This is a genomic window from Bacillus sp. JAS24-2, from assembly GCF_008274905.1.
Taxonomy (GTDB): Bacteria; Bacillota; Bacilli; order Bacillales; family Bacillaceae_G; genus Bacillus_A; species Bacillus_A cereus.
The window spans coordinates 3858352-3879860 of the sequence record NZ_CP031068.1 but is presented as its reverse complement, the minus strand read 5'-3'; the positions used below and the strand labels follow the sequence as shown (position 1 = coordinate 3879860).

The following is a 21509-nucleotide window of genomic DNA, read 5'->3' as shown; positions in this document are numbered from 1 at the left end:
AATTGTTGCGATTTTTTTTTATTGTTTGATAATAGAATAGGGGGGATAATTTTTAGCGAAGGAATTATGGAGGATCAATATGATAAAAAAAGTAATGGTGATGGCTTCACTGTCTGCTATAGTTGGCGGCGGAGTATACTATTTTCTTGTTAGCCCCAATATAAAGGAAAACACTGTATTAACAACTAAAGTGAATCCTACTATTGAATCGCAAGTACAAGGGAATATAGAAGAAAAAGAAGAGCAACAAATTGATTATGCTAGCATATCTCAAAAATTAGATCAATATTTAGTCGGAAAGCAATTCAATGGAACAGTTTTGGTAACAGATAAAGAGCATGTTATATTGAATAAAGGATATGGGTATGCTGATGTTCAAAATAAAATAGAAAATACGCCTCAAACAAAATATCGTATCGGTTCTATTACGAAAACAGTTGTTGCCACATCTATTTTACAGTTGCAAGAACAAGGTAAATTGAATATTCAAGATAATGTAAATAAATATATTCCTTCATTTCCGGAGAATAAAAATATTACGCTATATCATTTATTAACGCATACCTCTGGTTTACCTGAACATGCGAAAGGAAATGTGAATGCTGCTTCCCGTTTACAGTTAATTAATTGGATTGGACGTCAAAATTTAGAATTTCCTGCAGGAACAGGTTGGAGATATACAGATTATAATTATATGGTTCTTGCTTATATAATAGAACATATCTCCAAAAAACCTTTAGGAGATTACATAAAAGAAAACATATTTATAAAAGCAGATATGCATGAATCCGGTATGGGAAATATGGTACCTGGAGATAAAAATTTTGCAAAGGGTTATGTGAAAAAAGATAAAGAGCTTGTACCAGCGCAGAAGTTAGGCATGGATTGGCTATATGGTTGTGGTGAGATGTATACGACAGTTGGAGATATGAAGAAGTTAGACGAAGCAATTATAAATGGAAAACTTCTTTCTGAACAAAGTATACAAGCAATGTTTTCGCCTTCAGCAGAACGGAAATATGCATTTAGTTTTTATATATATCCAGATTATTTTCATAATCATGGTGTGTTATCTGGTTGGAACACTTTCAATAATTTTAATAAAGAAAAAGGAATTTTTGTTATGTTATTTTCAAATGTGAAAAATAGTATGGATGATGACTTTAATAAAGAGTTCCGAAAGATGGTAAATGAATTATTAGAACAAAGGGGATGAGAAAATGGAACATAAAACTGTATCAATAGGTTTCATTGGTATTGGCGTAATGGGAAAAAGTATGGTTTATCACTTAATGCAAGATGGTCATAAAGTATATGTATATAATAGAACGAAAGCAAAAACAGATTCTTTAGTGCAAGCTGGTGCACATTGGTGTAATACGCCAAAAGAGTTAGTGAAGCAAGTTGATATTGTAATGACAATGGTTGGATATCCACATGATGTAGAAGAAGTGTATTTTGGTATAGAAGGAATTATAGAACATGCAAAAGAAGGTACGATAGCAATTGACTTTACGACATCTACACCTACTTTAGCAAAACGTATTAATGAAGTTGCAAAAAGCAAAAAAATATATACGTTAGATGCACCTGTCTCAGGAGGAGATGTTGGCGCGAAAGAAGCAAAACTCGCAATTATGGTAGGTGGAGAGAAAGAAATATATGATAGATGCTTACCTTTACTTGAAAAGTTAGGAACAAACATTCAATTACAAGGACCAGCTGGGAGTGGACAACATACAAAAATGTGCAATCAAATTGCCATTGCTTCCAATATGATTGGAGTATGTGAAGCTGTTGCTTACGCGAAGAAGGCTGGACTGAATCCAGATAAAGTGTTAGAGAGTATTTCAACAGGAGCAGCAGGTAGCTGGTCATTAAGTAATTTAGCTCCTCGAATGTTAAAAGGAGACTTTGAGCCAGGATTTTATGTAAAGCATTTTATGAAAGATATGAAAATTGCTTTAGAGGAAGCAGAAAAATTACAATTACCAGTCCCAGGCTTAAGTTTGGCGAAAGAATTGTATGAAGAGTTAATTAAGGATGGCGAAGAAAATAGTGGAACACAAGTATTATATAAAAAATATATAAGGGGGTAAACGAGGTGGACCTTCAAAAGTTTGATGAGATGATTGATACTGTACAGCGAGCTACTTGTATGCAAATTAATGAAAGACAAAAAGAAGCTTTTAAACAAAAATATGATTTTGAACCAGAATTTGAATATGGAAGAGATGAGAAGGGGCATTATGTAATTCGAACCTCAAAAAAGATGTTAGAAGAAATGGAGTTTTATTTAGCATTGAAATATGATCGTGATGGAGTGGATCTTTATATGCAAGCTGAGATTGACGGCATATTTTATGTATCTATTAGCTATGGTGAAGATGCCCTACATCTACAAGAATTGTTTCAATTTCTAGAAGAAAATAAATAAAAGTCCTCAAATGAGGACTTTTATTTATTTAGTCATCTTTAATTTTTATAATTATAAGTTAGAAGCCCGGCGGCATCGTTCAACCGGGAACGGGATAATTTGTGCGATGTGATTAGGGCCAAATTGTTTTGTACGAGCATGGCGTATTATATAAAAAGCACACAGAATTGAAACAGGAATAGCGCCGAATAAACCAAATAATAAAGCGCTTACACAAGATGCGACAAATCCTAAAACACCAATTTCTAACTCTTCCATAATAGCTCCTAAAATAACAGGAAATGCTCCACATGTAACTCCAAGTATAAGTGCGATAAGTAAGCTCATGATTATCCCCCTCTGTTTGCGATATTATTTTCCTTCTTAGTTAATTGTAGTATATCACATATAAAACAGAATTTTCAGAAAAAATTCAATAAATGTTCAAAAAATGTTCGAAAAATGCACTTGAAAAATCAAGATGTTAAATTTGTGATGAAATAGTACTTTCAAGTAAATAAAAAATCAGGCTTATTTCAAAATGAAATAAGCCTGTTCCATAGGAGGATGTATATATGTAGAGTGAATAAAAGTTTGGAAAAGGGGGTCCAAGTCCTTTTATTCAACTAACTACCTTAATAGATTGGAACCCAGCCTTCAGTTGTCACAAAAATACGAATAGCTACAACTTGGCGATCATCTTGCAAGGTAAAATAATGTCTTGCATTTTCAGGGACAGATATTAAATCGCCTGGCTCAAGTTCAACATCAAAGAATTTCCCATCTTTACCTTCAATAGCGAAAATGCCATGACCACTGACGATAAAGCGAACTTCGTCATCTGTATGATGGTGTTCCTTTTGGAAATTAATTAATAATTCGTCAAGGTTAGGGGTGCTATTTGAAAGTGAAATTACATCATGTGCTTTATAACCACGGCGTGCTGAAACATCAGCGATTTCTTTTGAAAACACAGCTAATATTTCAGCTTTGTTTTCATCTGTTAACGAATAATTTTCATTTAAATGAGTAGGAAGTTTAGAAATATTCCATTTCTCATATAAAACGCCTTCCTCTTGTAGAAATTTAGATACTTCCACTTCATTTTCAATACGAGTATTTACTTCATGAATACGAATTTGCGCCATTAGAAACGCCTCCTTGAATTGATAATAGTTTTATATGAAATTGGAATAAAAACTCATAAGCTTCTAATCTCTTCTTTGCATCAAAGCTATCTCGGCCCCATACAGTAATACCGTGGTTACGGATTAATACTGCACCCGAATCTCCTTGTATATGCTTTCGGAAGTTTTCTCCAAGCGTTGGGATATGGGCATGGTTTTCAATAATAGGAATTTGAATTGTTGCACCTTCTTCCCAAATATCGAGTGCTTTAATAATTTCTTGATTTTGAAGGGTGACTGCATCACTATATAAATTTGTGATGACATTATTATCAGTTGTATGAACATGAAGTACGCACCCGGCATTCGTATTGTTATAAATGTGTGTATGCAATATTGTTTCTGCTGAAGGGCGTAATTCAGTCTCTAAAACGGGAACTCCTACATGATCTACTAATAGAAAATCATCTGGAGTGGTTTTTGTTTTATCTTTACCGCTTGCTGTAATAAGAAAAGTAAGTGGTTCATGGCTAACCTTTATAGAAATATTACCACTTGTTGCTGGAAACCAATTTCGTGTTGTTAACTCTTTTTTTAACTCGCTTAAGTCATACCATTGACGAAAAAGTTGTTTCATGCCTTCACCTCCAACAAAAGTTTTAATTCAGCTTGCACATCTTGAAATGTTTCAAACGGTGTATAAGCAATATGATTTTCTTCACACTTTGTAATAAGAAAATCGCGAGCGAATACTTTATCAGCTTGTTTCGCGGCTTGTAAATCAGTAATAGAATCTCCAATTACAATATGAAAGTCATTTGTATCACTTAATTTACGGATTAATGATGATTTACATAATCCGCAATGATTTTGACAATGATCATCACAAGAATGAGGCCATTTAACTGTAATAAACTCTGCTGAAAAGTCTGTTTCATTACAATAAATTTGCTCTTTTGGAATGATTCCTTGTAAGAGTGGATAGACGAAGAAATCCATTCCACCTGATATCACGTAAAAAGAAATGTTATTTTCCTTTACGAATTGTATAAACTCATGAAAACCACTACGGATTTCAGCAGTTTCTATTAAAAATTGAATAATATCATCGTGCAGATTAGTAGGTATTAATTGAAATAATCGAGAAACACCTTCTTGAATGGATAGTTCTTGTGATAAAATTTTATTCTTTACTTCTTCGGCTTCTGGTGGTGCGAATTTTTCCATAATGGACATAATGTTATCATTATTTGTAATCGTGCCATCGAAATCACAAAATACTTGAATACTCATAATTTCACCTCATAAGAGGGATTTCCCCATATTTGTAGTGCACTATGCAAATTTATGTCGTCTACTTCATGGAGTGGTTTATTTTGCAAAGTAGCATCAATTGCAGTACGGAAAGCTTTACCGCCGCCTTGCGCTCCATTTGGATGTCCGTGTATCCCGCCGCCAGCATTAATAACAACATCTTTACCGAAATCTCGTACAATAAAGGGAACGAAACCAGGATGAATACCAGCAGACGGAACAGAAAAGCTCTTCTTGAAAAATGCATCGTCTTCAGTTAAATATTTTGAGATAGCAAGAGCCTCCTCTTTTTCTAGCGCAACACTTCCGTATGGAGATGGGAATAATGAAAAGTCAGCCCCAGCATAACGTAGTAGCTTTCCAAGTAATAATGGTGATGAAACTCCATATAACTTGGATGCTGAATAAGCACCACTTACAGCAGGATGTGCCATAATAGGAACTGGGATTTCATCATCTTCTGCAAGTGATTGTAGTACATCTAGTCCGTAAGCAAATACGTTAAATAATAGAATATCAGCTCCAGCTTGCACTGCACGTTTAGCATTTTCTTTTAAATCAAAAGTTCGTCCTGTTAAATTTAAGGCATATAACGTTTTATGACCGTATGTTTCGTAGACAGATTGTAAAACTTCTTTTCCAGATACAATGCGTTTCGTAAGTGGTGTTAATGCATTTTCAAATAATATTTCATCATCTTTTACTATATCTACACCACCAATTGCTTGATCGCGTAATTGCGTTTTTAAATACCCAATGTTTCGTCCAATCATTCCTTTAAAAATACTCATTAAAAGGGGACGATCATGCACTTGTAAAAGATTTCGAATACCATCTATCCCGAATTTTGGACCAGGAAAATGTTTTTTTAACTCGTCTGAAAAAGTTAAGTCAATTAGTTTTACTTCGCCATCAAGTGATAGCTTTCCAAATGTAGTCGTTAAAATCGCTGGTAAATCTGGACTGAAGTTTAATAGCGGATATTCGATTTTAATAATTCCGCGTTTTACTTTTTTACGTAAATACGAATTGGTATATTCATGTTCAGCTAATTCCTCAACATGAATGACGTTGCCTTTATGCTGCTTTAATTGTTCTTGCAATAAGTGTGGCAAATGAGTCCAAGAGCCAATTGTTAAACCGAGTGCAATTTGCTCAGCTTTTTTTTCTAAGTTATGTGAATCATCATGGATTAAATACGTCGCTATAATTCCGCTCATTGTTATAACCTCCTAGTTAAATAAAAAAACCTCTCAGCTAAGGAGAGGTTTTTTTACAACCAGCTCCTTATCTGTCAGCGTAATGCTGCGAGAATTAGCACCGTGTCTACAATTGTAGATCGGTTGCCGGGTTTCGTCGGGCTCGTCCCTCCACCTGCTCTTGATAAGAAGTATTTAGAAATGTTTAAATTTTTAAGATAACTGAATTTTGTCAGATATTTTTCGTGTTGTCAATTACTTTTTGAAAAAATTTAATTTATCAATTCGATTAATGGCTTCTCGTAATCTATCTTCTGCATGCAAGAGACCAACACGGACATACCCTTCCCCATGCTTACCAAATCCAACACCAGGAGCAACTGCGACATGTGCTTTTTCTAGTAAAATATCAGAAAATTGCTCAGAGGTATATCCTTTTGGAACGGGAAGCCATGCAAAGAATGATCCTTTTGGAATGTCTACATTCCAACCAATTGAGTGACAGGCTGAAATAAGAGCGTTTCTTCGAGATTCGTAACTATTTACAAGGTCTATTACGCAAGACTGTGAACTTAATAGCGCTTCTCGAGCAGCATCTTGAACTGCACCGAATATACTAACATACATATGATCTTGTAATAGGTTAATTGTTTCAATCACACTTTCATTCCCTACAGCAAAAGCGATGCGCCAGCCAGCCATATTGAAAGTTTTTGATAATGTGTAAATTTCAATTCCTATATCTTTCGCACCATCTGCTTGCAAGAAACTAACAGGTTTTTGACCATCAAATCCGATAGCGCCATAAGCAAAATCGTGAACAACTAATATATTATGTTTATTAGCAAAGTGAATGGTTGCATCAAAAAAATCTTTTGATGCAGTAGCACCGGTAGGGTTATTTGGATAGTTTAAAAACATTAATTTTGCACGCTCTGCAATAGAGTCATCAATGTTCGTATAATCTGGTAAAAAGTTATTTTCTGCAATAAGCGGCATTGTTTCAAAGTGTGCTTTTGCTAAAGCAACTCCGGATAAATAATCTGGATAACCTGGATCCGGAACGAGAATCGTATCACCAGGATTTGTAAAACAAATCGGTAATTCTACTAGTCCAGCCTTCCCGCCAAACAAAATAGCAACTTCAGTTTTTGGGTTTAATTCGACGCCGTATTCACGTTTATAGAATGTAGCCACGGCTTCCTTTAAGCTTTCATGTCCGCGAAATGGCGGATATTTATGATGAATGGTCTTTTCGGCAGCATCTTGTAAAGCTTTTACGATATGCTGCGGTGTTGGTTGATCTGGATTACCTTGACCTAGATTAATAACATCGTGACCAGCTGCAACGACTTTGTTAACTTTTGCAACAAGTGAAGCGAAAAATTGTGTTGGCAATGATGTTACTATCTCAGAAGGTTGAAATAATTTCATACTTTCCACCTCTTTTGAAAGTTGTTACAATTCTAGTGACAAATGATATAATCTTTCCAGTATTTTGTAAAGAAAAAAATAAGAATGGGGCTGAAAAAATGAAAGTCGCATGTATTCAAATGGATATTGTTTTTGGAGATGTAGAAAAAAATATTGAGAATGCTAAAAATAAAATAAGCGAAGCTATGAAGGAAAGGCCAGATGTTATCGTCTTACCAGAACTATGGACAACAGGATATGATTTAACGAGACTTTCTGAAATTGCAGATAGGGATGGAGTGGAAACGAAAGAAAAGTTAATAGAATGGGCGAAGCAATATGATATACATATTGTTGGTGGTTCTATAGCAAAGCAAACAGAGCAAGGCGTTACAAATACGATGTATGTTGTAAATAATGAAGGACAGCTAGTCAACGAATATAGTAAAGTACATTTATTTCAGCTTATGGATGAACATAAATATTTAATAGCCGGTAATGGTACGGGCGAATTTAAGCTAGATGATGTCGAATGCGCTGGAACAATTTGTTATGATATTCGTTTTCCAGAGTGGATGCGTGTCCATACTGCTAAAGGGGCAAAAGTATTATTTGTTGTAGCAGAATGGCCATTAGTTCGTTTAGCACATTGGCGTTTGCTATTGCAAGCAAGAGCAGTTGAAAATCAGTGTTATGTTGTTGCGTGTAATAGAGCAGGAAAGGATCCAAATAATGTATTTGCGGGTCATTCTTTAATTGTGGACCCTTGGGGTGAAGTTGTAGTAGAGGCGAATGAAGAGGAATCAATTTTATTTGGAGAGCTTGAATTCGAGAAAATTAAAGAAGTACGTAAAGGAATTCCGGTTTTTGCGGATCGCCGTCCAGAATTATACAAATAAAATATTGACAAGTGATTTTTATTCTTGGTATAGTCTTCAACATAAAGTTAAAAATTCAAAAAATTATACAACTCTTATCAAGAGCAGGTGGAGGGATTTGGCCCGATGAAGCCCAGCAACCGACCGTAATACCATTGTGAAATGGGGCGTTTATTACGCCAAAAGGCACGGTGCTAATTCCAGCAGAAAGTAAAACTTTCTGGCAGATAAGAGGGGAGAAGATAAACTTCAAACCTCTTTCTTAGTGGAAAGAGGTTTTTCTATGTTAGAAAAACCTCTGAATTTAAAAAGGGGGAGAAGACGATGGGATATTATTCATTAACAGAAATAACAGCTGTACAATATGCGAAAGATCATGGCTATTTTGAAGCGAAGGCAAATGTCGTTTGTCATGAAATTGGAGATGGAAACTTAAATTACGTGTTCAAATTAGATGATGGAGAGAAATCCATTATAATAAAACAAGCACTGCCTTATGCGAAAGTAGTTGGTGAAAGCTGGCCATTGTCTATAAAAAGAGCAACGATTGAAAGCAAGGCATTACAAATTTTTGCGCAGTATGTACCGGATTATGTTCCAGTAGTGTACAGTCATGATGAAGAGTTAGCGATAACGGTAATAGAAGACTTATCAAGACTAACAATTACAAGAAAAGGATTAATAGACGGAGAAGAATATCCGCTTTTATCCCAGCATATCGGCCGTTTTCTAGCACATGTTTTATTTTATACTTCAGATTTTGGTTTACAGTCAGAAGAGAAGAGGGTACTAGAAGGTACCTTTGTAAATCCGGACCTTTGTAAAATTACAGAGGATTTAGTGTTTACAGATCCGTTTGGACATTATGATACAAATGATTATGAGCCAGATTTACAGCTCGTGGTTGATGAACTTTGGAGTGATAAAACTTTAAAACTAAAAGTAGCACAATATAAATATAAGTTCTTAACAAGAAAAGAAACTCTTATTCATGGTGATTTACATACTGGTAGTATTTTTTCGTCACCTTCTGAAACGAAAGTGATTGATCCAGAATTTGCGACATATGGCCCATTTGGATTTGACATAGGTCAATTTATTGCAAATCTATTATTAAATGCTTTATCTAGAGAAGAAGAAAAAAGAAGTGTACTATTTTTCCATATAGAAAAGACGTGGAGTTATTTTGTAGAAACTTTTACAAAGTTATGGATTGGAGAAGGTGTAGAAGCATATACGAAAGAAAAACAATGGTTACCAATTATTTTGCAAAATATCTTTACTGATGCAGTTGGATTTGCCGGATGTGAACTGATTCGTAGAACAATTGGTTTAGCTCATGTAGCAGATTTAGATGAAATAGAAAATAAAGAAACAAGAATTCAAGCTAAGAAACAAGCGCTATCCTTAGGTAAAGAACTAATAAAATATGAATCTAAAAGTGCTGATATTCAACTGTTTCGAATATTATTTCAACAGACAGTTTCAGGGGGCGTAAAAGCGTGAGTACAATTGTTACTGTTCCGAGATCTGTAAGCTGGAAAGGTGATGCAATTGCGGTATTAAATCAAACGAAATTGCCGCATAGCACAGAATACAAAACATTGACGACTATTGAAGAGGTTTGGAAAAGCATCGTAATGTTAGAAGTACGAGGAGCGCCTGCAATTGGAATTGTAGCTGCATTTGGCTTGGCGCTTGCATCAAAAAAATATAACACTGTACATATTGAAGAATTTCAAAAGAAGTTTAATAGAGATTGTAATTATTTAGGAACGTCACGCCCGACAGCAGTAAATTTATTTTGGGCAATTGATCGTATGAGAGAATCTATTCGAGAGATTACTACAATAAAAGAAGCACAAAAAACATTAGAAGAAGAAGCGCTTCGCATTCAGCAGGAAGATGAAGAGGTGTGCCGAAATATTGGGGAATATGCGTTAACATGTTTTAAAGATGGCGATAATATTTTAACAATCTGTAACGCTGGAAGTATCGCAACTGCCAGATATGGAACTGCATTAGCTCCCTTTTATATTGGAAAAGAGAAAGGTGTGCGTTTACATGCATATGCGTGTGAAACGAGACCAGTTTTACAAGGTGGTCGCTTAACGACCTGGGAATTGAAGCAAGCAAATATTGATGTGACCCTTATTACAGATAATACTGCAGCTCATGCTATTCAAACGAAAGAAATAAATGCAATTATTGTAGGGGCGGATCGAATTGTCGCAAATGGAGATACGGCAAATAAAATAGGGACAATGAATTTAGCTATTTTAGCAAAGCACTTTAATATCCCATTTTACGTTGCTGCTCCACTGTCAACATTTGATGTTACGAAAGAAACTGGAGCTGAAATTATTATTGAAGAAAGAGATGAAACAGAAGTTACGAAAATCTTTGGAAAACAAGTAGCACCAATTGGAACGGATGTTTATAATCCAGCATTTGACATAACGCCGAATGAATTAATTACAGGAATTATTACTGAGAAAGGTATTATACGCGGGGACTATAAACGAGAAATTGCATCATTATTTGAAAAACAAGCTAATACATAATAGCTTGTTTTTTTATGCCTAAATGCAGTGTTTTCTCTTACTTATATAATGAAAGGAGGGGAAGAGGATGGAAGAGTGGATCAAGATGATAGGTAATGTAGGGTTTCCGATTGTTGTAACATTATATTTACTCCACCGTATTGAAAGTAAACTAGAGGGGGGAATTGTTGCAATTGAGAAGCTCCCGCGGCAATTACTAAAGTACGAAGATCCTCGGGAATAAAAATAAAGTTTGCTCTTCTTGAGCAAACTTTATTTTTATTGAGCGGTATAACCACCATCTATAACAACAGCTTGTCCCGTTATACCTTTAGCTTTTTCACTCGCTAAAAACATCGCATAATCAGCGATTTCTTGTACTTGTAATAAGCGCTTTTGTGGGACGAGTGGATAAATAACATCTTCTAAAACATTTTCAAGTGGTACATTTCGTGTAGTAGCTAAGTCTTGTAGTTGATTACGTACAAGAGGGGTATCGACATAACCAGGGCAAAGGGCATTAACAGTAATACCATGCGTAGCACCTTCTAAAGCAGCAACTTTTGTTAATCCAATTACGCCATGTTTTGCACTATTGTAGGCAGCTTTTCCAGCAAATCCGACAAGGCCGTTAATAGAAGCGACATTAATAATACGACCATATTTTTGTTGTTTCATAATCGGAAAGGCATGCTTAATTGCGATAAACGGAGCAATTTGCATAATTTGAATTAGTAGCTCGAACTTTTCAGTTGGAAAGTCTTCAATGGGTGAAACGTGTTGCATTCCTGCGTTGTTAATTAATATATGTAATGAACCGAAATGATCAACTGTTTGAGAAATTGCTGCTGTAATTTCCTCTTCAGATGTAACGTCACATTTTAAACCGATAGCTTGAAAACCTTCATTTTGTAATTGTTCAGCAGCTTCTTTTGCACGTTCTTCAAGTCGATCGGTAATCACAACTTTTGCACCTTCTTTTGCAAAAGCCTTTCCCATTTCATAACCAATACCACTTGCAGCACCTGTTAAAAAGACAACTCGATTTGTAACCATGATGAAAAACATCCCTTCATAATAAAGTTTTCATAGTGCTCTATTTAGAGAAGCTATAATGAAATTCCTGCAAACATTTGGAAAAAAATATCGTTAGGAGGATTTAAATTATGTCGACAAGTCAAATGCTGAAAGGGATTTTAGAAGGATGCTTACTTGCTATTATTTCTGAAGGCGAAATATACGGTTATGAAATGAGTGAAAAGCTAGCGAAGTATGGTTTTACAATGGCGAGTGAGGGAAGTATTTATCCGTTATTAATACGAATGCAAAAAGAAGGACTAATAACAAGCGTAATGAAGGAATCTCCATCTGGTCCAAAGAGAAAATATTATACATTAGCAGAAAAAGGTGAGGAAGCACTTGGTGAATTTATGGATCGCTGGGAAGCGATGCAAAGTAGTGTAGAGCGTCTACTTGAAGGGAAGGGGAGAAAAAAATAATGCTATCAAGTGAAGCGCGAAAGTTTTTGTTAGATATGAGATTATTTTTGACGGCAAAGAGTGTAAAAGAAAGTGATATTGAAAACTTTTTAGAAGATGCAGAGTTGCATTTAATAGAAGCTGAGAGTGAGGGGAAGAGTGTAGAAGATATTTTCGGAAGCTCACCGAAAGAATATGCAAATGAACTTGTAAAAGTGATGGAAAGGGATAGACAGGAAACGTGGAAGCAAATTGGTTTTACAGTAATGAATATCGTATCGTTTTGGATTATTGCTTCTATCTTAATAGTGAACCATGGAATGTTATAGATTTCACTTATTCAGTGTATCGGTTATAGTTTTTCATTTATTTTAGTTGTTATAGGTCCTAATTTTCTACTTCGCAAAATGACTTTTGTAACAAGTTTTTCAAAAACGTGGTTTTCTATGTGGTTTTTAGTAATGATAGCGCCAATGTTTTTAATGGGAGTCATTATGGTACTAGATGTGATATATCCTACAAAAATGTTTATATTCAATCAAATGCAAAGTTATTTATTGGCTGGTGGTATTTTTATCATTACAGTAGCGGTAAATATGTATTTTGATGGATGGTTTAAAAACTTATATTTAATTATTCCACTTTCGATTATGTTACTATTTAAAACATTTACATCTGAAGATCTCGTGCCAATGTTATTTCAAATTATATGTTTATACGGAAGTTTGTTTATTTTAATCTTCCTTGAAATTATGATGAAGACGAATAGAAGAGAAATGGTTAAATAAGGGAGGGGTTATAATGAAGATTTCTAAAGAAGGTGAAAAGTTTTTAATCGATACGAAAGTATATTTAATAACAAAAGGGATTAAAGAAGAAGATGTGGACGCTTTTCTAGAAGATGCAGAGCTTCATTTAATAGAAGGTGAAAAAAAGGGAAAGACAGTAAGTGACATATTTGGTGACTCACCAAAAGAGTATGCGGAAGAATTAGCGAAAGAGATGGAGAAGGATAAAAGCGGGAGCATAAAAAGTATTTTAGGGATGATTATTGGTATTGGTGGATATTGGTTACTGACAAATATTTTATTTGGAAGCCCCGATCAACAATTTACGTTAACAAATGTACAGTTAATTGGTTATCCTATCGTTTTAATCATTACGATTATTGGAACGATTGTTGCATTTAGAATGTCTTCTTTTAAAAGTAAATTAGTAGAATTTGGAATGATTTATGTAATAGTAATGGTTCCTATTTTATTATTGGTGTTATTGATGTTTATGAATAAATGGTATGGGACACCTGTATTGCAATTGGCGACAATGCAAACATATATATTAGCAGCAATTATCTTTTTATTACTTCTTATTGGTGAAGTATATGTTCTTGGCTGGATGGGTGTTTTTGTACTAATTGTTCCTCTTATGATTATGTTCTTATTTAAAGACTTAGAAGAAAGTAATGTATTTTGGGGAATTACAAAGGTCTTACTTATGTATGGAAGTATATATGGATTAATGAAATGGTCTTTAAAAATTGAAGAAAGAAAAAGTATGAACTAGAAATTCAATAAAAAGCGGCTGCTCTGGATATACCAAAAATTATTTCCAAAGAAATATTATATAGGGATTTTTAGAGGGATTACATTTACATTTAGTTGTCTATTTTTATTTCTAGCAGCCGGGATTTGTTTTGTTGATTGGAATAAGTTGTTTTAAACAGTAACATGAGGGTTACTGTTTTTTTCTTTGTAATAAAGAGCTTTGTAAAGAGAGCGCTTTTTGTTCTGCTGTTAATAAGGAATGAATATGAACGTTTTCTGGACGAGGGACTATCGGATACATAAGATTTGTTGGAGAAGGGTGGTGCTCCGAGCCGGTTGGAGAATGAGGATCTGCATGAGTAAGTTTTCCATGAATACGTCTTGTAAATAAAATATGACCGATTTCGTGAGCGAGCGTATATATATTTTTCATAGGGGCAGCCGAATTTGTTAAAACGATATAGCCAGTAAGTTGCTGTTGTTTTGCTAAAGAATAAGCGCAGGCAATTACTGCTGTTTCTTTGAAATAATCACTGCCAATATAACAAATATAAAGGTCGCATTCAGGAGCTTCATTTACACATGTTTGGAAAAAGGATGCCAACTTTTCTTGACTTTGAATGGAATTTTTATAACTGATTTCACGGTCAAAAAAACGGAAAAGTTCATTTAATACAATTACTTCTTGAATTTGAAATGTAATGGGGTGCCAAATTGATTCTGCAACAGCTAAATCTTTTGCGATGCGGTCATCAGAAATATCGGCGCCGGGAGTAATGCAAATACATATATTGACGTATGGATCCATAAGGAACACCTCAAATGAAAAAAAGTTCTTCCTATAATATATGTGGGGAAAAGATGTCATGTATGGATAAACGCCTTCTTTATTGAATATGTAGATGACAAGTCGAAAAAATTTCATAGTTCTATAACATGGTATGGTCGTCTTTTTGATATAGTAAAGGAAAGGGGGAGAATATATGTATACATTAAAAATCGTTTCAGACAGAGAAGCACTTTATCAATTTGCGAGTTATGTAAGAGTTGTACAAGGGGTTGAAGATGTATATGTAGAGGTGGGAGAACCTTTATATGAACATCCTTTAATGAAGTTTTATGTACATATTAAGCTGAAAGAAACATATGAGCAGCATAAAGCGTTACAGGAAATAGCAAGATTAGTAGAATTGGGTCGTTTTACATATGTCCATTATCGTAATGATGAAATTGAGGAAGCTTTTGAAGCTGTAAAATATGAAAGTTTTAAGAAATAAAGATGAAAAAACGGAGGCGAAAGCTTCCTTTTTTTCTTTAAAATTACATGAACAAAAAGAGAGAAATTTTGTTATGATAAGGGAGGTTAGGGAAAGGGGAATTTACATATGGGGTATATTGAAGAGTTACGAAAAGTCGTTGGTACAAGACCGCTTATTCTCGTAGGATCAGCAATCATTATATTAAATGATAAACAAGAAGTATTGCTTCAATATCGTTCAGATACATATGATTGGGGTGTACCTGGCGGGGCGATGGAACTGGGTGAAACGACAGAAGAAACGGCACGTAGAGAGTTATTTGAGGAAACGGGGTTAACTGCAAAAATAATGCAATTTCTTGGTGTTCTATCAGGAAAAGAAGTATATTTCCGTTATCCGAATGGCGATGAAATTTTCAATGTCATTCATCTGTATCAGGCACATCATGTGAGCGGGGAATTAAAGCTCGATCATGAAGGGTTGAAACTTCAATATTTTCCAGTAGATAAGTTGCCAAAATTGAATGAAACGACAGAGAAAATTTTGCAAAAGTTTTTATATGCACTGACAGAATAGAAGGTTAATTCCTTCTATTTTTATTATATTAAATATTTTGATTTTTTAGTATGTTTATAGTATGATAGTTATAGATATACATCTTATGGAATTTCACCTAAAAACTTACTAGGGTACATAAGAGAGGGGCAAGTACAAAATGCATAATGTTGTTATTACAGCTGCAGTTCGTTCGCCAATTGGAACTTTTGGAGGAGCGCTAAAAAATGTAACGCCAGTAGAATTAGCTGTTCCTGTACTTCAGGAAGCTGTAAAACGAGGCGGGGTAGAACCACATGAAGTTGATGAAGTAATTTTAGGTCATTGTATTCAAAGAACTGATGAAGCAAATACAGCGAGAACAGCTGCATTAGCGGCAGGATTTCCTGACACAGTTACGGGATATACAATCCAACGTCAATGTTCTTCAGGTATGCAAGCAATTATGTCAGCTGCAATGCAAATCCAATTAGGTGTAAGTGATGTTGTTGTTGCAGGTGGAGTAGAAGCGATGAGTTCGAGCCCTTATGCATTGAAACAGCACCGCTGGGGACAACGTCTACAGCACGGAGAAATTCGTGATACGGTGTGGGAAGTGTTAGAAGATCCGATTCACCATATTATGATGGGTGAAACAGCGGAAAATTTAGTTGAACAATATGAAATTACAAGAGAGGAACAAGATGAAGTTGCTCTTCGCAGTCATACATTGGCACTGAAGGCAATCGAGTCTGGACACTTTGACGATCAAATTGTTCCTATTACAATAAAAGAACGTAGAAAAGAAGTTATATTTTCGAAGGATGAGCATCCACGTGCAGATATTACAGCGGAAAAATTAGCAGGGTTAAAACCAGCATTCCGTAAAGATGGGTCTGTAACTGCAGGTAATGCATCTGGCCTGAATGACGGAAGTGCAGTTCTAGTATTAATGAGCGAAGAAAAAGCGAAAGAAAAAGGCTTACAACCGTTAGCTAGAATTGTTGGATATTCAGTAGCTGGAGTAGACCCGAAAATTATGGGTATTGGACCAGCACCAGCAATTCGTAAAGGTTTAGAAAAAGTAGATTGGTCATTGGAAGATGCAGATTTACTTGAAATTAATGAAGCTTTCGCGGCTCAATATTTAGCTGTAGAGAAAGAGTTAGGCTTAGACCGTGAAAAAGTGAACGTAAACGGTAGTGGCGTAGGACTTGGGCATCCAATTGGTTGTACAGGGGCTCGTATTACAGTAAGTTTAATTCACGAATTAAAAAGACGTGGGTTAGAAAAAGGAATTGCCTCTTTATGCGTCGGTGGCGGTATCGGGGTTGCCTTATTTATAGAAGCACTATAAAAAAGAAGCAGCTATTGCTGCTTCTTTTTTTACGACTCAAATAGATGATGAAATAATCGATCACGATTTTCAAAGAAAAGTTTCGTCGTTTGGTAATGCTCAGTTTCTTCTAATGTGGATTCGTGAATCCCTTCTTGTGTTAAAGAATATATAGTGGATTCAGGGTAGGCCATTAAAATAGGAGAATGCGTCGCAATAACAAATTGTGAACCTTGTTCCACTAGCTCATGCATTCGAATAAGCATGGAAAGTTGTCTCATTGGTGATAAAGCTGCCTCAGGCTCATCTAAAATGTATAAACCTTGTCCTGAAAAACGGTTCATAAATAAGGAAAAGAATGATTCGCCGTGAGATTGTTCGTGTAGTGAAACGCCGCCGTAAGATTTTATAGCATCTATTTCATCAATATAAGAAGCAACGTTATAAAATGATTCAGCGCGAAGAAAGAAACCGTCGTTTGGTGTATTGAAACTTTTGGAAATTCGAAGGTATTCATGTAAAGATGAATGTGAATCGTTAGTGCTAAAGCGGAAATTCTTCGTTCCACCTTCTGCATTAAAGCCTAACGCAATTGCAATTCCTTCAAGTAATGTTGATTTACCCGTTCCATTTTCTCCAATAATGAATGTTACATTTGGATGAAAAACTAGTGATTGTAATGTTCGGATAGCAGGTAAGCAGTAAGGATATGCGGAAAAACTAGGGATATTTTCTTTTTTTAATGTAACATTTTGTAAAAAGGGTACGTCAATCAATATATAAACCTCAATTCATAACGGATTTTGATTCTAAAAAGGCGGCAAATACAAGTGTTAATGACACCTGAATTCCTTCCTTATTTTCTGAATATTTTATGTGGATTATATCATTTAAACTATCATATTCCAATGTGAAAATAAATATTGCATGAAGATCCATTCTCTCGTTATGATATATGGTATTCTATTGAAAATGTGAGAAGGAGTTAAAGTATGCCGTTTACATTTGCACATCCAGCAGCAGTTCTTCCTTTTGCGAAAAAGCATTCTAAACATATTTCAGTAACGGCTCTTATATTAGGTAGTATGGCGCCTGACTTTGAATATTTTTTACACTTTAGACCGTATGGTGTTATTGGCCATAAATGGCTCGGGTTCTTATATTTAAATTTACCGCTTGTATTTCTACTCGCATACATATATCACTACATTTTAAAAAAGCCGTTTATAACGCATTTACCTAAACCGTTTGCTGGTTATTATTCATATGCAATAGATGAGAGGTGGGGGCTACATACCTGGAAAGAATTCTTTGTATTTTGCTATTCTGCATTATTCGGTATGCTCACGCATGTTGTTTGGGATGCATTCACTCATAAGACAGGCTATTTCGTTATGAAAATACCATTATTACAAAGAGAATGGTACGGTATCTCTGTTTATAAATATATGCAACATGGAAGTACATGTATTGGTGTTCTACTATTAGTATACGTTTTATGGAAGTATAGAAATGAAATGGGTAAAGATCTTATTTTAGCTTCGGAAAAAAGAAAGTATTGGGTTTCAGTAATTGTTGTAGCAACTATTATATTTATCGTGCACGCGTTCCTAGATCCCTATTTTCATATTTTCCAAATTGGAGGTATAATAGTATCTGGACTGACAAGTTCATTTTGTGGACTTGTCATTGTTTCTATAGTTTACAAAGCCAGGGACTAATTTTATATTCATGAATGATAGCGTTAGGAGAAATGAAATGATGAAAGCATGGAAAAGTATTTTTGTTTTATGTAGTTTTCTTCTTATGTTAAGTGGTTGCTTCCATCAAGAAGAAAAGAAAGCTGAACCAAAGAAGAAAGAATCTATTCCTGAAACAAAAGAATATGGTGGGCGTGAGCTGAAAAAAGTAGGACAAAAAGTGAAAGAAACAGGATGGGGTACTTTCAAGTTAGAGCAGATGCATTCTGTGAATCAAACATTTGAAGTAGCGCCAATGAAAATTCACGTACAAGATGTGAAAGTAATTTCTTTATCACAGATGAGTGAAAAGGCAAAAAAAACATTGAAAGTATACACGGCACTAACTCCTGAAGAAGTAAAACGGAGATTAGGAGATAAAGTAAGCCAAGAAGATGCAGAATTATATGCATCGCTAAGTGGAACAGAGATTAGTAATACAATTCGTTACGTTGAGATTACATATAAAGTGGAGAATACCGGAAATAAAAATATGCAATTTTTCTCTATGAATGATGTTATGATTAATGGTAAGCAACATTTTAAAGTAGCCACTCAAAACTTTTTATATGACGAAGATACGTTAGTTGGTACAAAAAATGTATCAAGAGAAGACTATAAGCCTGGTGAAACAAGAGATGGTATTATTGGTTTAATACTTGACGATGGAAAAGACAAGGTAAAGGATATTCAGTTTACAACTGATGATTTACTTGCAGGAGATTCAGAAACACAAGATGTTGTAAAAGAGCCACAAACGTTTAACATCTCACTAAAATAATGTAAGGCAAAACAGTCAGCATTCAAATATTATGCTGACTGTTTTTTTATTTCTTTTATGTATGAATCTACATTTTGAAAAGGCACCTTAATTTTAAACGCATCTTTTTGTTCATTAAATTGCTTTTCATTGTAGGGACCGAAACGTTTATTGTGCTTTACGTCAATAATCCAATAATGTTCACTTTTTTTATTTGCAATTGCTGCGTCAGGGTTATTCGGATCTGATTTTTCCTCGGTTTGTTTTGCAATAATGTATTTATCATCCCAAGCAATGTTTGTAATTTTTGCAGGGATGTATTGTGTGGCATATACAGCATCTTGCGAGGGGAAAAGTTCAAATGCATTTCCAGAAGTACGTATGAGTTCGTATTCATCGTTAACCGTATAAGTTAAGTGACCTGTGTTTCCTGCACAACCAGTTAATAGGAAGGCGACGAATAGGATTATCCATTTTTTCAATATGGGAACCTCCTTTATAATGCTATTGTAACAAATTGTACAAGAAAAGTAAGAGAAACGCTAGTTTACAATGTTTTTTAGAAGTGGTACGATGAGACGGGTAAAGAAGGATATGAAGGAGTCGACATAAAATGAAGTTAAAGATACATCGTCCAGCGCTTGTAATGAATCGCATAGGTGCTTCCCTAATTGACATGTTTTTAATCTCGGTTATGTATGGTGCAGTAGTAGCTATTATGACTGGAAACTATAGTGCTATGTTTAAGCGCTTTAATATAAGCTTAGGTGATTTTAGATATGATTTCGCAGTAGTTTTTATATTAATGGCGATTTATTTTATTGTGTTACCCTTTATTTGGAACGGTGTTACACTTGGAAAAAAGGTAACGAGAATAAAATTAATTTCATTGAAGAGCGAAAAGCTAACGTTGCAAACATTAATTATAAGATTTTTTGTAGTGTTATTGCCGAACGTATTGCTATTAGGAATTCCATTAATATGTAATATATATATGATGTTGTTCCGCAAAGATAATTGTGGTTTTCAGGATTTAATTACAAAAACGAAAGTAATAAGTCTTGTATAATGAAAAAAAGACCTTTTTATATATAAAAGGGTCTTTTTGATTTTATAAGTATATGGGGAATGTTTACAGTAAGGAAAAGCTAAAATGTGTTAATTCTATTTATAATAGATTGAAAATTAAGAAAATGATATAATGATTAAAAATAATATCTTTATTCCGCCATATTGGGGCTGATTAAAATTTCACTTTATATAATAAGGGGGAGATTAAAATGACTGGAGGTAGTGTAATCTTTTGGGGGATTTTAATTTTCATCGGTTTAGTTTTCGATCAGCGTAATAATAAGAAAAAAGAAGGATAAAAAGTAAACGTTTACAAATAAAATAGCAATTTTTCTTGCTTGCAGATTAATCTTATAAAGGAGTATACTGAATGACGGTAAGACTTATAGAAGGGGTAATGAAAATGAAGCTTGCAGGAAAAGTTGCTATCGTAACTGGCGGTGGCATCGGTATTGGACGTAATACAGCTCTTTTGTTGGCTAAACAAGGCGCAAAAGTTATTGTGACGGACATTGATCAAGAGAGTGGACAAGCAACAGTGGAGGAAATTATGAATCTAGGCGGAGAGGCACTTTTTGTATCCTATGATATGGGAAAGCAAGGAGATTGGCAACGCGTTATTAGCATTACTTTGAATGCATTCAGTCGCATTGATATGCTTTTTCAAAATGCAGGTTTATATAAAATAGATTCTATTTTTTCTCGCCAACAAGAGAACGATTCCAATGTACTTTGTATTAATGACGTTTGGATAGAGATAAAACAATTAACGTCATCTTTTATGAAACAGCAAGAAGAAGTGGTGCTTAGTGATTTACCGATTTTCGGTATTATTAGCACGAAAGGACAATCATTTCATACAGTAGAAGCCCTAGTATAATAATGAAAACCGCCCTCA

27 protein-coding genes, 2 pseudogenes and 2 riboswitches are annotated in these 21509 nt (G+C 34.7%); of the genes and pseudogenes, 19 read left to right on the top strand and 10 right to left on the bottom strand.

Annotation, left to right across the window (positions count from 1 at the left end):
* Positions 1 to 79 precede the first annotated feature (79 nt).
* The 3 genes from DN407_RS19985 to DN407_RS19975 are packed head-to-tail and all read left to right on the top strand — an operon-like array spanning position 80 to position 2437.
* On the top strand, positions 80 to 1216 hold the full coding sequence (locus DN407_RS19985; RefSeq protein ID WP_149216606.1) for a serine hydrolase: 1137 nt from the start codon (positions 80 to 82) through the stop codon (positions 1214 to 1216).
* 4 nt (positions 1217 to 1220) lie between these two features.
* On the top strand, positions 1221 to 2099 hold the full coding sequence (locus DN407_RS19980) for an NAD(P)-dependent oxidoreductase (protein WP_016111262.1): 879 nt from the start codon (positions 1221 to 1223) through the stop codon (positions 2097 to 2099).
* A gap of 5 nt (positions 2100 to 2104) precedes the next feature.
* Positions 2105 to 2437 (top strand): DUF3909 family protein, encoded by a 333-nt coding sequence (locus tag DN407_RS19975; protein WP_000365624.1) that lies wholly within the window; start codon positions 2105 to 2107, stop codon positions 2435 to 2437.
* A gap of 51 nt (positions 2438 to 2488) precedes the next feature.
* Here the strand turns inward: DN407_RS19975 and DN407_RS19970 are convergent, their stop codons facing one another.
* The 6 genes from DN407_RS19970 to DN407_RS19945 all read right to left on the bottom strand — a co-directional run bounded on the left by DN407_RS19970 (position 2489) and on the right by DN407_RS19945 (position 7490).
* Entirely contained in the window at positions 2489 to 2764 is a 276-nt protein-coding gene (locus DN407_RS19970) for a hypothetical protein (RefSeq protein WP_000054659.1), read from the bottom strand.
* A 287-nt stretch (positions 2765 to 3051) separates the two neighbouring features.
* A complete protein-coding gene (locus tag DN407_RS19965) occupies positions 3052 to 3564 on the bottom strand; it encodes a 1,2-dihydroxy-3-keto-5-methylthiopentene dioxygenase (protein ID WP_000057317.1) in 513 nt (170 codons plus the stop codon).
* On the bottom strand, positions 3542 to 4180 hold the full coding sequence (locus DN407_RS19960; RefSeq protein ID WP_000811347.1) for a methylthioribulose 1-phosphate dehydratase: 639 nt from the start codon (positions 4178 to 4180) through the stop codon (positions 3542 to 3544). Before DN407_RS19960 ends, DN407_RS19965 begins: the two co-directional genes overlap by 23 nt.
* Complete coding sequence (locus DN407_RS19955; RefSeq protein WP_000027467.1) at positions 4177 to 4836, bottom strand: 2-hydroxy-3-keto-5-methylthiopentenyl-1-phosphate phosphatase; 660 nt, start codon at positions 4834 to 4836, stop codon at positions 4177 to 4179. The genes DN407_RS19960 and DN407_RS19955 overlap by 4 nt, the downstream gene beginning before the upstream one ends.
* Entirely contained in the window at positions 4833 to 6077 is a 1245-nt protein-coding gene (gene mtnW, locus DN407_RS19950) for a 2,3-diketo-5-methylthiopentyl-1-phosphate enolase (RefSeq protein ID WP_000014192.1), read from the bottom strand. Before mtnW ends, DN407_RS19955 begins: the two co-directional genes overlap by 4 nt.
* A gap of 64 nt (positions 6078 to 6141) precedes the next feature.
* Positions 6142 to 6247, bottom strand: a riboswitch (SAM riboswitch).
* Between the two features lie 64 nt (positions 6248 to 6311).
* On the bottom strand, positions 6312 to 7490 hold the full coding sequence (locus DN407_RS19945) for a pyridoxal phosphate-dependent aminotransferase (protein ID WP_000765513.1): 1179 nt from the start codon (positions 7488 to 7490) through the stop codon (positions 6312 to 6314).
* 14 nt (positions 7491 to 7504) lie between these two features.
* Between DN407_RS19945 and DN407_RS19940 the strand changes: the two genes are divergently transcribed.
* The 4 genes from DN407_RS19940 to DN407_RS19925 all read left to right on the top strand — a co-directional run bounded on the left by DN407_RS19940 (position 7505) and on the right by DN407_RS19925 (position 11134).
* A complete protein-coding gene (locus DN407_RS19940) occupies positions 7505 to 8368 on the top strand; it encodes a carbon-nitrogen family hydrolase (protein WP_000869881.1) in 864 nt (287 codons plus the stop codon).
* Positions 8369 to 8439: 71 nt separating this feature from the next.
* Positions 8440 to 8581: riboswitch (SAM riboswitch) on the top strand.
* Between the two features lie 90 nt (positions 8582 to 8671).
* Positions 8672 to 9853, top strand: coding sequence for an S-methyl-5-thioribose kinase (mtnK, locus tag DN407_RS19935; protein WP_000542673.1), 1182 nt, complete (start codon positions 8672 to 8674; stop codon positions 9851 to 9853).
* Positions 9850 to 10911, top strand: a complete 1062-nt coding sequence (gene mtnA / locus DN407_RS19930) for an S-methyl-5-thioribose-1-phosphate isomerase (protein WP_000104612.1) — start codon at positions 9850 to 9852, stop codon at positions 10909 to 10911. The genes mtnK and mtnA overlap by 4 nt, the downstream gene beginning before the upstream one ends.
* A gap of 67 nt (positions 10912 to 10978) precedes the next feature.
* On the top strand, positions 10979 to 11134 hold the full coding sequence (locus DN407_RS19925) for a YvrJ family protein (RefSeq protein ID WP_149216605.1): 156 nt from the start codon (positions 10979 to 10981) through the stop codon (positions 11132 to 11134).
* Between the two features lie 35 nt (positions 11135 to 11169).
* Here DN407_RS19925 and DN407_RS19920 read toward each other — a convergent pair whose 3' ends face one another.
* The gene (locus DN407_RS19920; RefSeq protein ID WP_000258428.1) at positions 11170 to 11946 is read right to left on the bottom strand and encodes a 3-hydroxybutyrate dehydrogenase; all 777 of its coding nucleotides are present in this window, start codon (positions 11944 to 11946) and stop codon (positions 11170 to 11172) included.
* Positions 11947 to 12056: 110 nt separating this feature from the next.
* On the opposite strand from DN407_RS19920, the gene DN407_RS19915 reads away from it, so the two are divergent.
* The 4 genes and pseudogenes from DN407_RS19915 to DN407_RS32205 all read left to right on the top strand — a co-directional run.
* Positions 12057 to 12389: a PadR family transcriptional regulator gene (locus DN407_RS19915; RefSeq protein ID WP_087967370.1), complete on the top strand. Its 333-nt coding sequence runs from the start codon at positions 12057 to 12059 to the stop codon at positions 12387 to 12389.
* Positions 12389 to 13156 (top strand): annotated as a pseudogene (locus tag DN407_RS19910) (DUF1129 domain-containing protein). The gene DN407_RS19915 and the pseudogene DN407_RS19910 overlap by 1 nt, the downstream one beginning before the upstream one ends.
* Before the next feature lie 13 nt (positions 13157 to 13169).
* On the top strand, positions 13170 to 13931 hold the full coding sequence (locus DN407_RS19905) for a DUF1129 domain-containing protein (RefSeq protein WP_087967374.1): 762 nt from the start codon (positions 13170 to 13172) through the stop codon (positions 13929 to 13931).
* Positions 13932 to 13943: 12 nt separating this feature from the next.
* A pseudogene (locus DN407_RS32205) lies at positions 13944 to 14087 on the top strand (DNA-binding protein); the annotation flags it as partial.
* 15 nt (positions 14088 to 14102) lie between these two features.
* Here DN407_RS32205 and DN407_RS19895 read toward each other — a convergent pair.
* Complete coding sequence (locus DN407_RS19895) at positions 14103 to 14720, bottom strand: ImmA/IrrE family metallo-endopeptidase (RefSeq protein WP_000371605.1); 618 nt, start codon at positions 14718 to 14720, stop codon at positions 14103 to 14105.
* Between the two features lie 175 nt (positions 14721 to 14895).
* On the opposite strand from DN407_RS19895, the gene DN407_RS19890 reads away from it, so the two are divergent.
* The 3 genes from DN407_RS19890 (at position 14896) to DN407_RS19880 (ending at position 17062) form a co-directional block, all read left to right on the top strand.
* Entirely contained in the window at positions 14896 to 15189 is a 294-nt protein-coding gene (locus DN407_RS19890) for a DUF3928 family protein (RefSeq protein ID WP_000288330.1), read from the top strand.
* Between the two features lie 108 nt (positions 15190 to 15297).
* A complete protein-coding gene (locus DN407_RS19885) occupies positions 15298 to 15747 on the top strand; it encodes an NUDIX hydrolase (protein WP_002005651.1) in 450 nt (149 codons plus the stop codon).
* A 139-nt stretch (positions 15748 to 15886) separates the two neighbouring features.
* The gene (locus tag DN407_RS19880; protein WP_088066411.1) at positions 15887 to 17062 is read left to right on the top strand and encodes an acetyl-CoA C-acetyltransferase; all 1176 of its coding nucleotides are present in this window, start codon (positions 15887 to 15889) and stop codon (positions 17060 to 17062) included.
* Between the two features lie 29 nt (positions 17063 to 17091).
* Here DN407_RS19880 and DN407_RS19875 read toward each other — a convergent pair whose 3' ends face one another.
* Complete coding sequence (locus DN407_RS19875) at positions 17092 to 17817, bottom strand: AAA family ATPase (protein ID WP_000568010.1); 726 nt, start codon at positions 17815 to 17817, stop codon at positions 17092 to 17094.
* A gap of 216 nt (positions 17818 to 18033) precedes the next feature.
* On the opposite strand from DN407_RS19875, the gene DN407_RS19870 reads away from it, so the two are divergent.
* Positions 18034 to 18762: a DUF4184 family protein gene (locus DN407_RS19870; protein ID WP_001116847.1), complete on the top strand. Its 729-nt coding sequence runs from the start codon at positions 18034 to 18036 to the stop codon at positions 18760 to 18762.
* Positions 18763 to 18799: 37 nt separating this feature from the next.
* Positions 18800 to 19561 carry a hypothetical protein gene (locus DN407_RS19865; RefSeq protein WP_000973895.1) on the top strand — a complete coding sequence of 254 codons (762 nt, stop codon included), beginning with the start codon at positions 18800 to 18802 and terminating at the stop codon, positions 19559 to 19561.
* Positions 19562 to 19590: 29 nt separating this feature from the next.
* Here DN407_RS19865 and DN407_RS19860 read toward each other — a convergent pair whose 3' ends face one another.
* On the bottom strand, positions 19591 to 20022 hold the full coding sequence (locus tag DN407_RS19860; RefSeq protein ID WP_098541577.1) for a DUF3997 domain-containing protein: 432 nt from the start codon (positions 20020 to 20022) through the stop codon (positions 19591 to 19593).
* Between the two features lie 131 nt (positions 20023 to 20153).
* Here DN407_RS19860 and DN407_RS19855 point away from each other — a divergent pair, with 131 nt between their 5' ends.
* The 3 genes from DN407_RS19855 (at position 20154) to DN407_RS19845 (ending at position 21491) form a co-directional block, all read left to right on the top strand.
* A complete protein-coding gene (locus DN407_RS19855) occupies positions 20154 to 20609 on the top strand; it encodes an RDD family protein (RefSeq protein WP_097999114.1) in 456 nt (151 codons plus the stop codon).
* Between the two features lie 211 nt (positions 20610 to 20820).
* The gene (locus tag DN407_RS19850; RefSeq protein ID WP_000145650.1) at positions 20821 to 20910 is read left to right on the top strand and encodes a hypothetical protein; all 90 of its coding nucleotides are present in this window, start codon (positions 20821 to 20823) and stop codon (positions 20908 to 20910) included.
* Between the two features lie 71 nt (positions 20911 to 20981).
* On the top strand, positions 20982 to 21491 hold the full coding sequence (locus tag DN407_RS19845; RefSeq protein WP_000218410.1) for an SDR family NAD(P)-dependent oxidoreductase: 510 nt from the start codon (positions 20982 to 20984) through the stop codon (positions 21489 to 21491).
* The last annotated feature ends 18 nt before the right edge of the window (positions 21492 to 21509 follow it).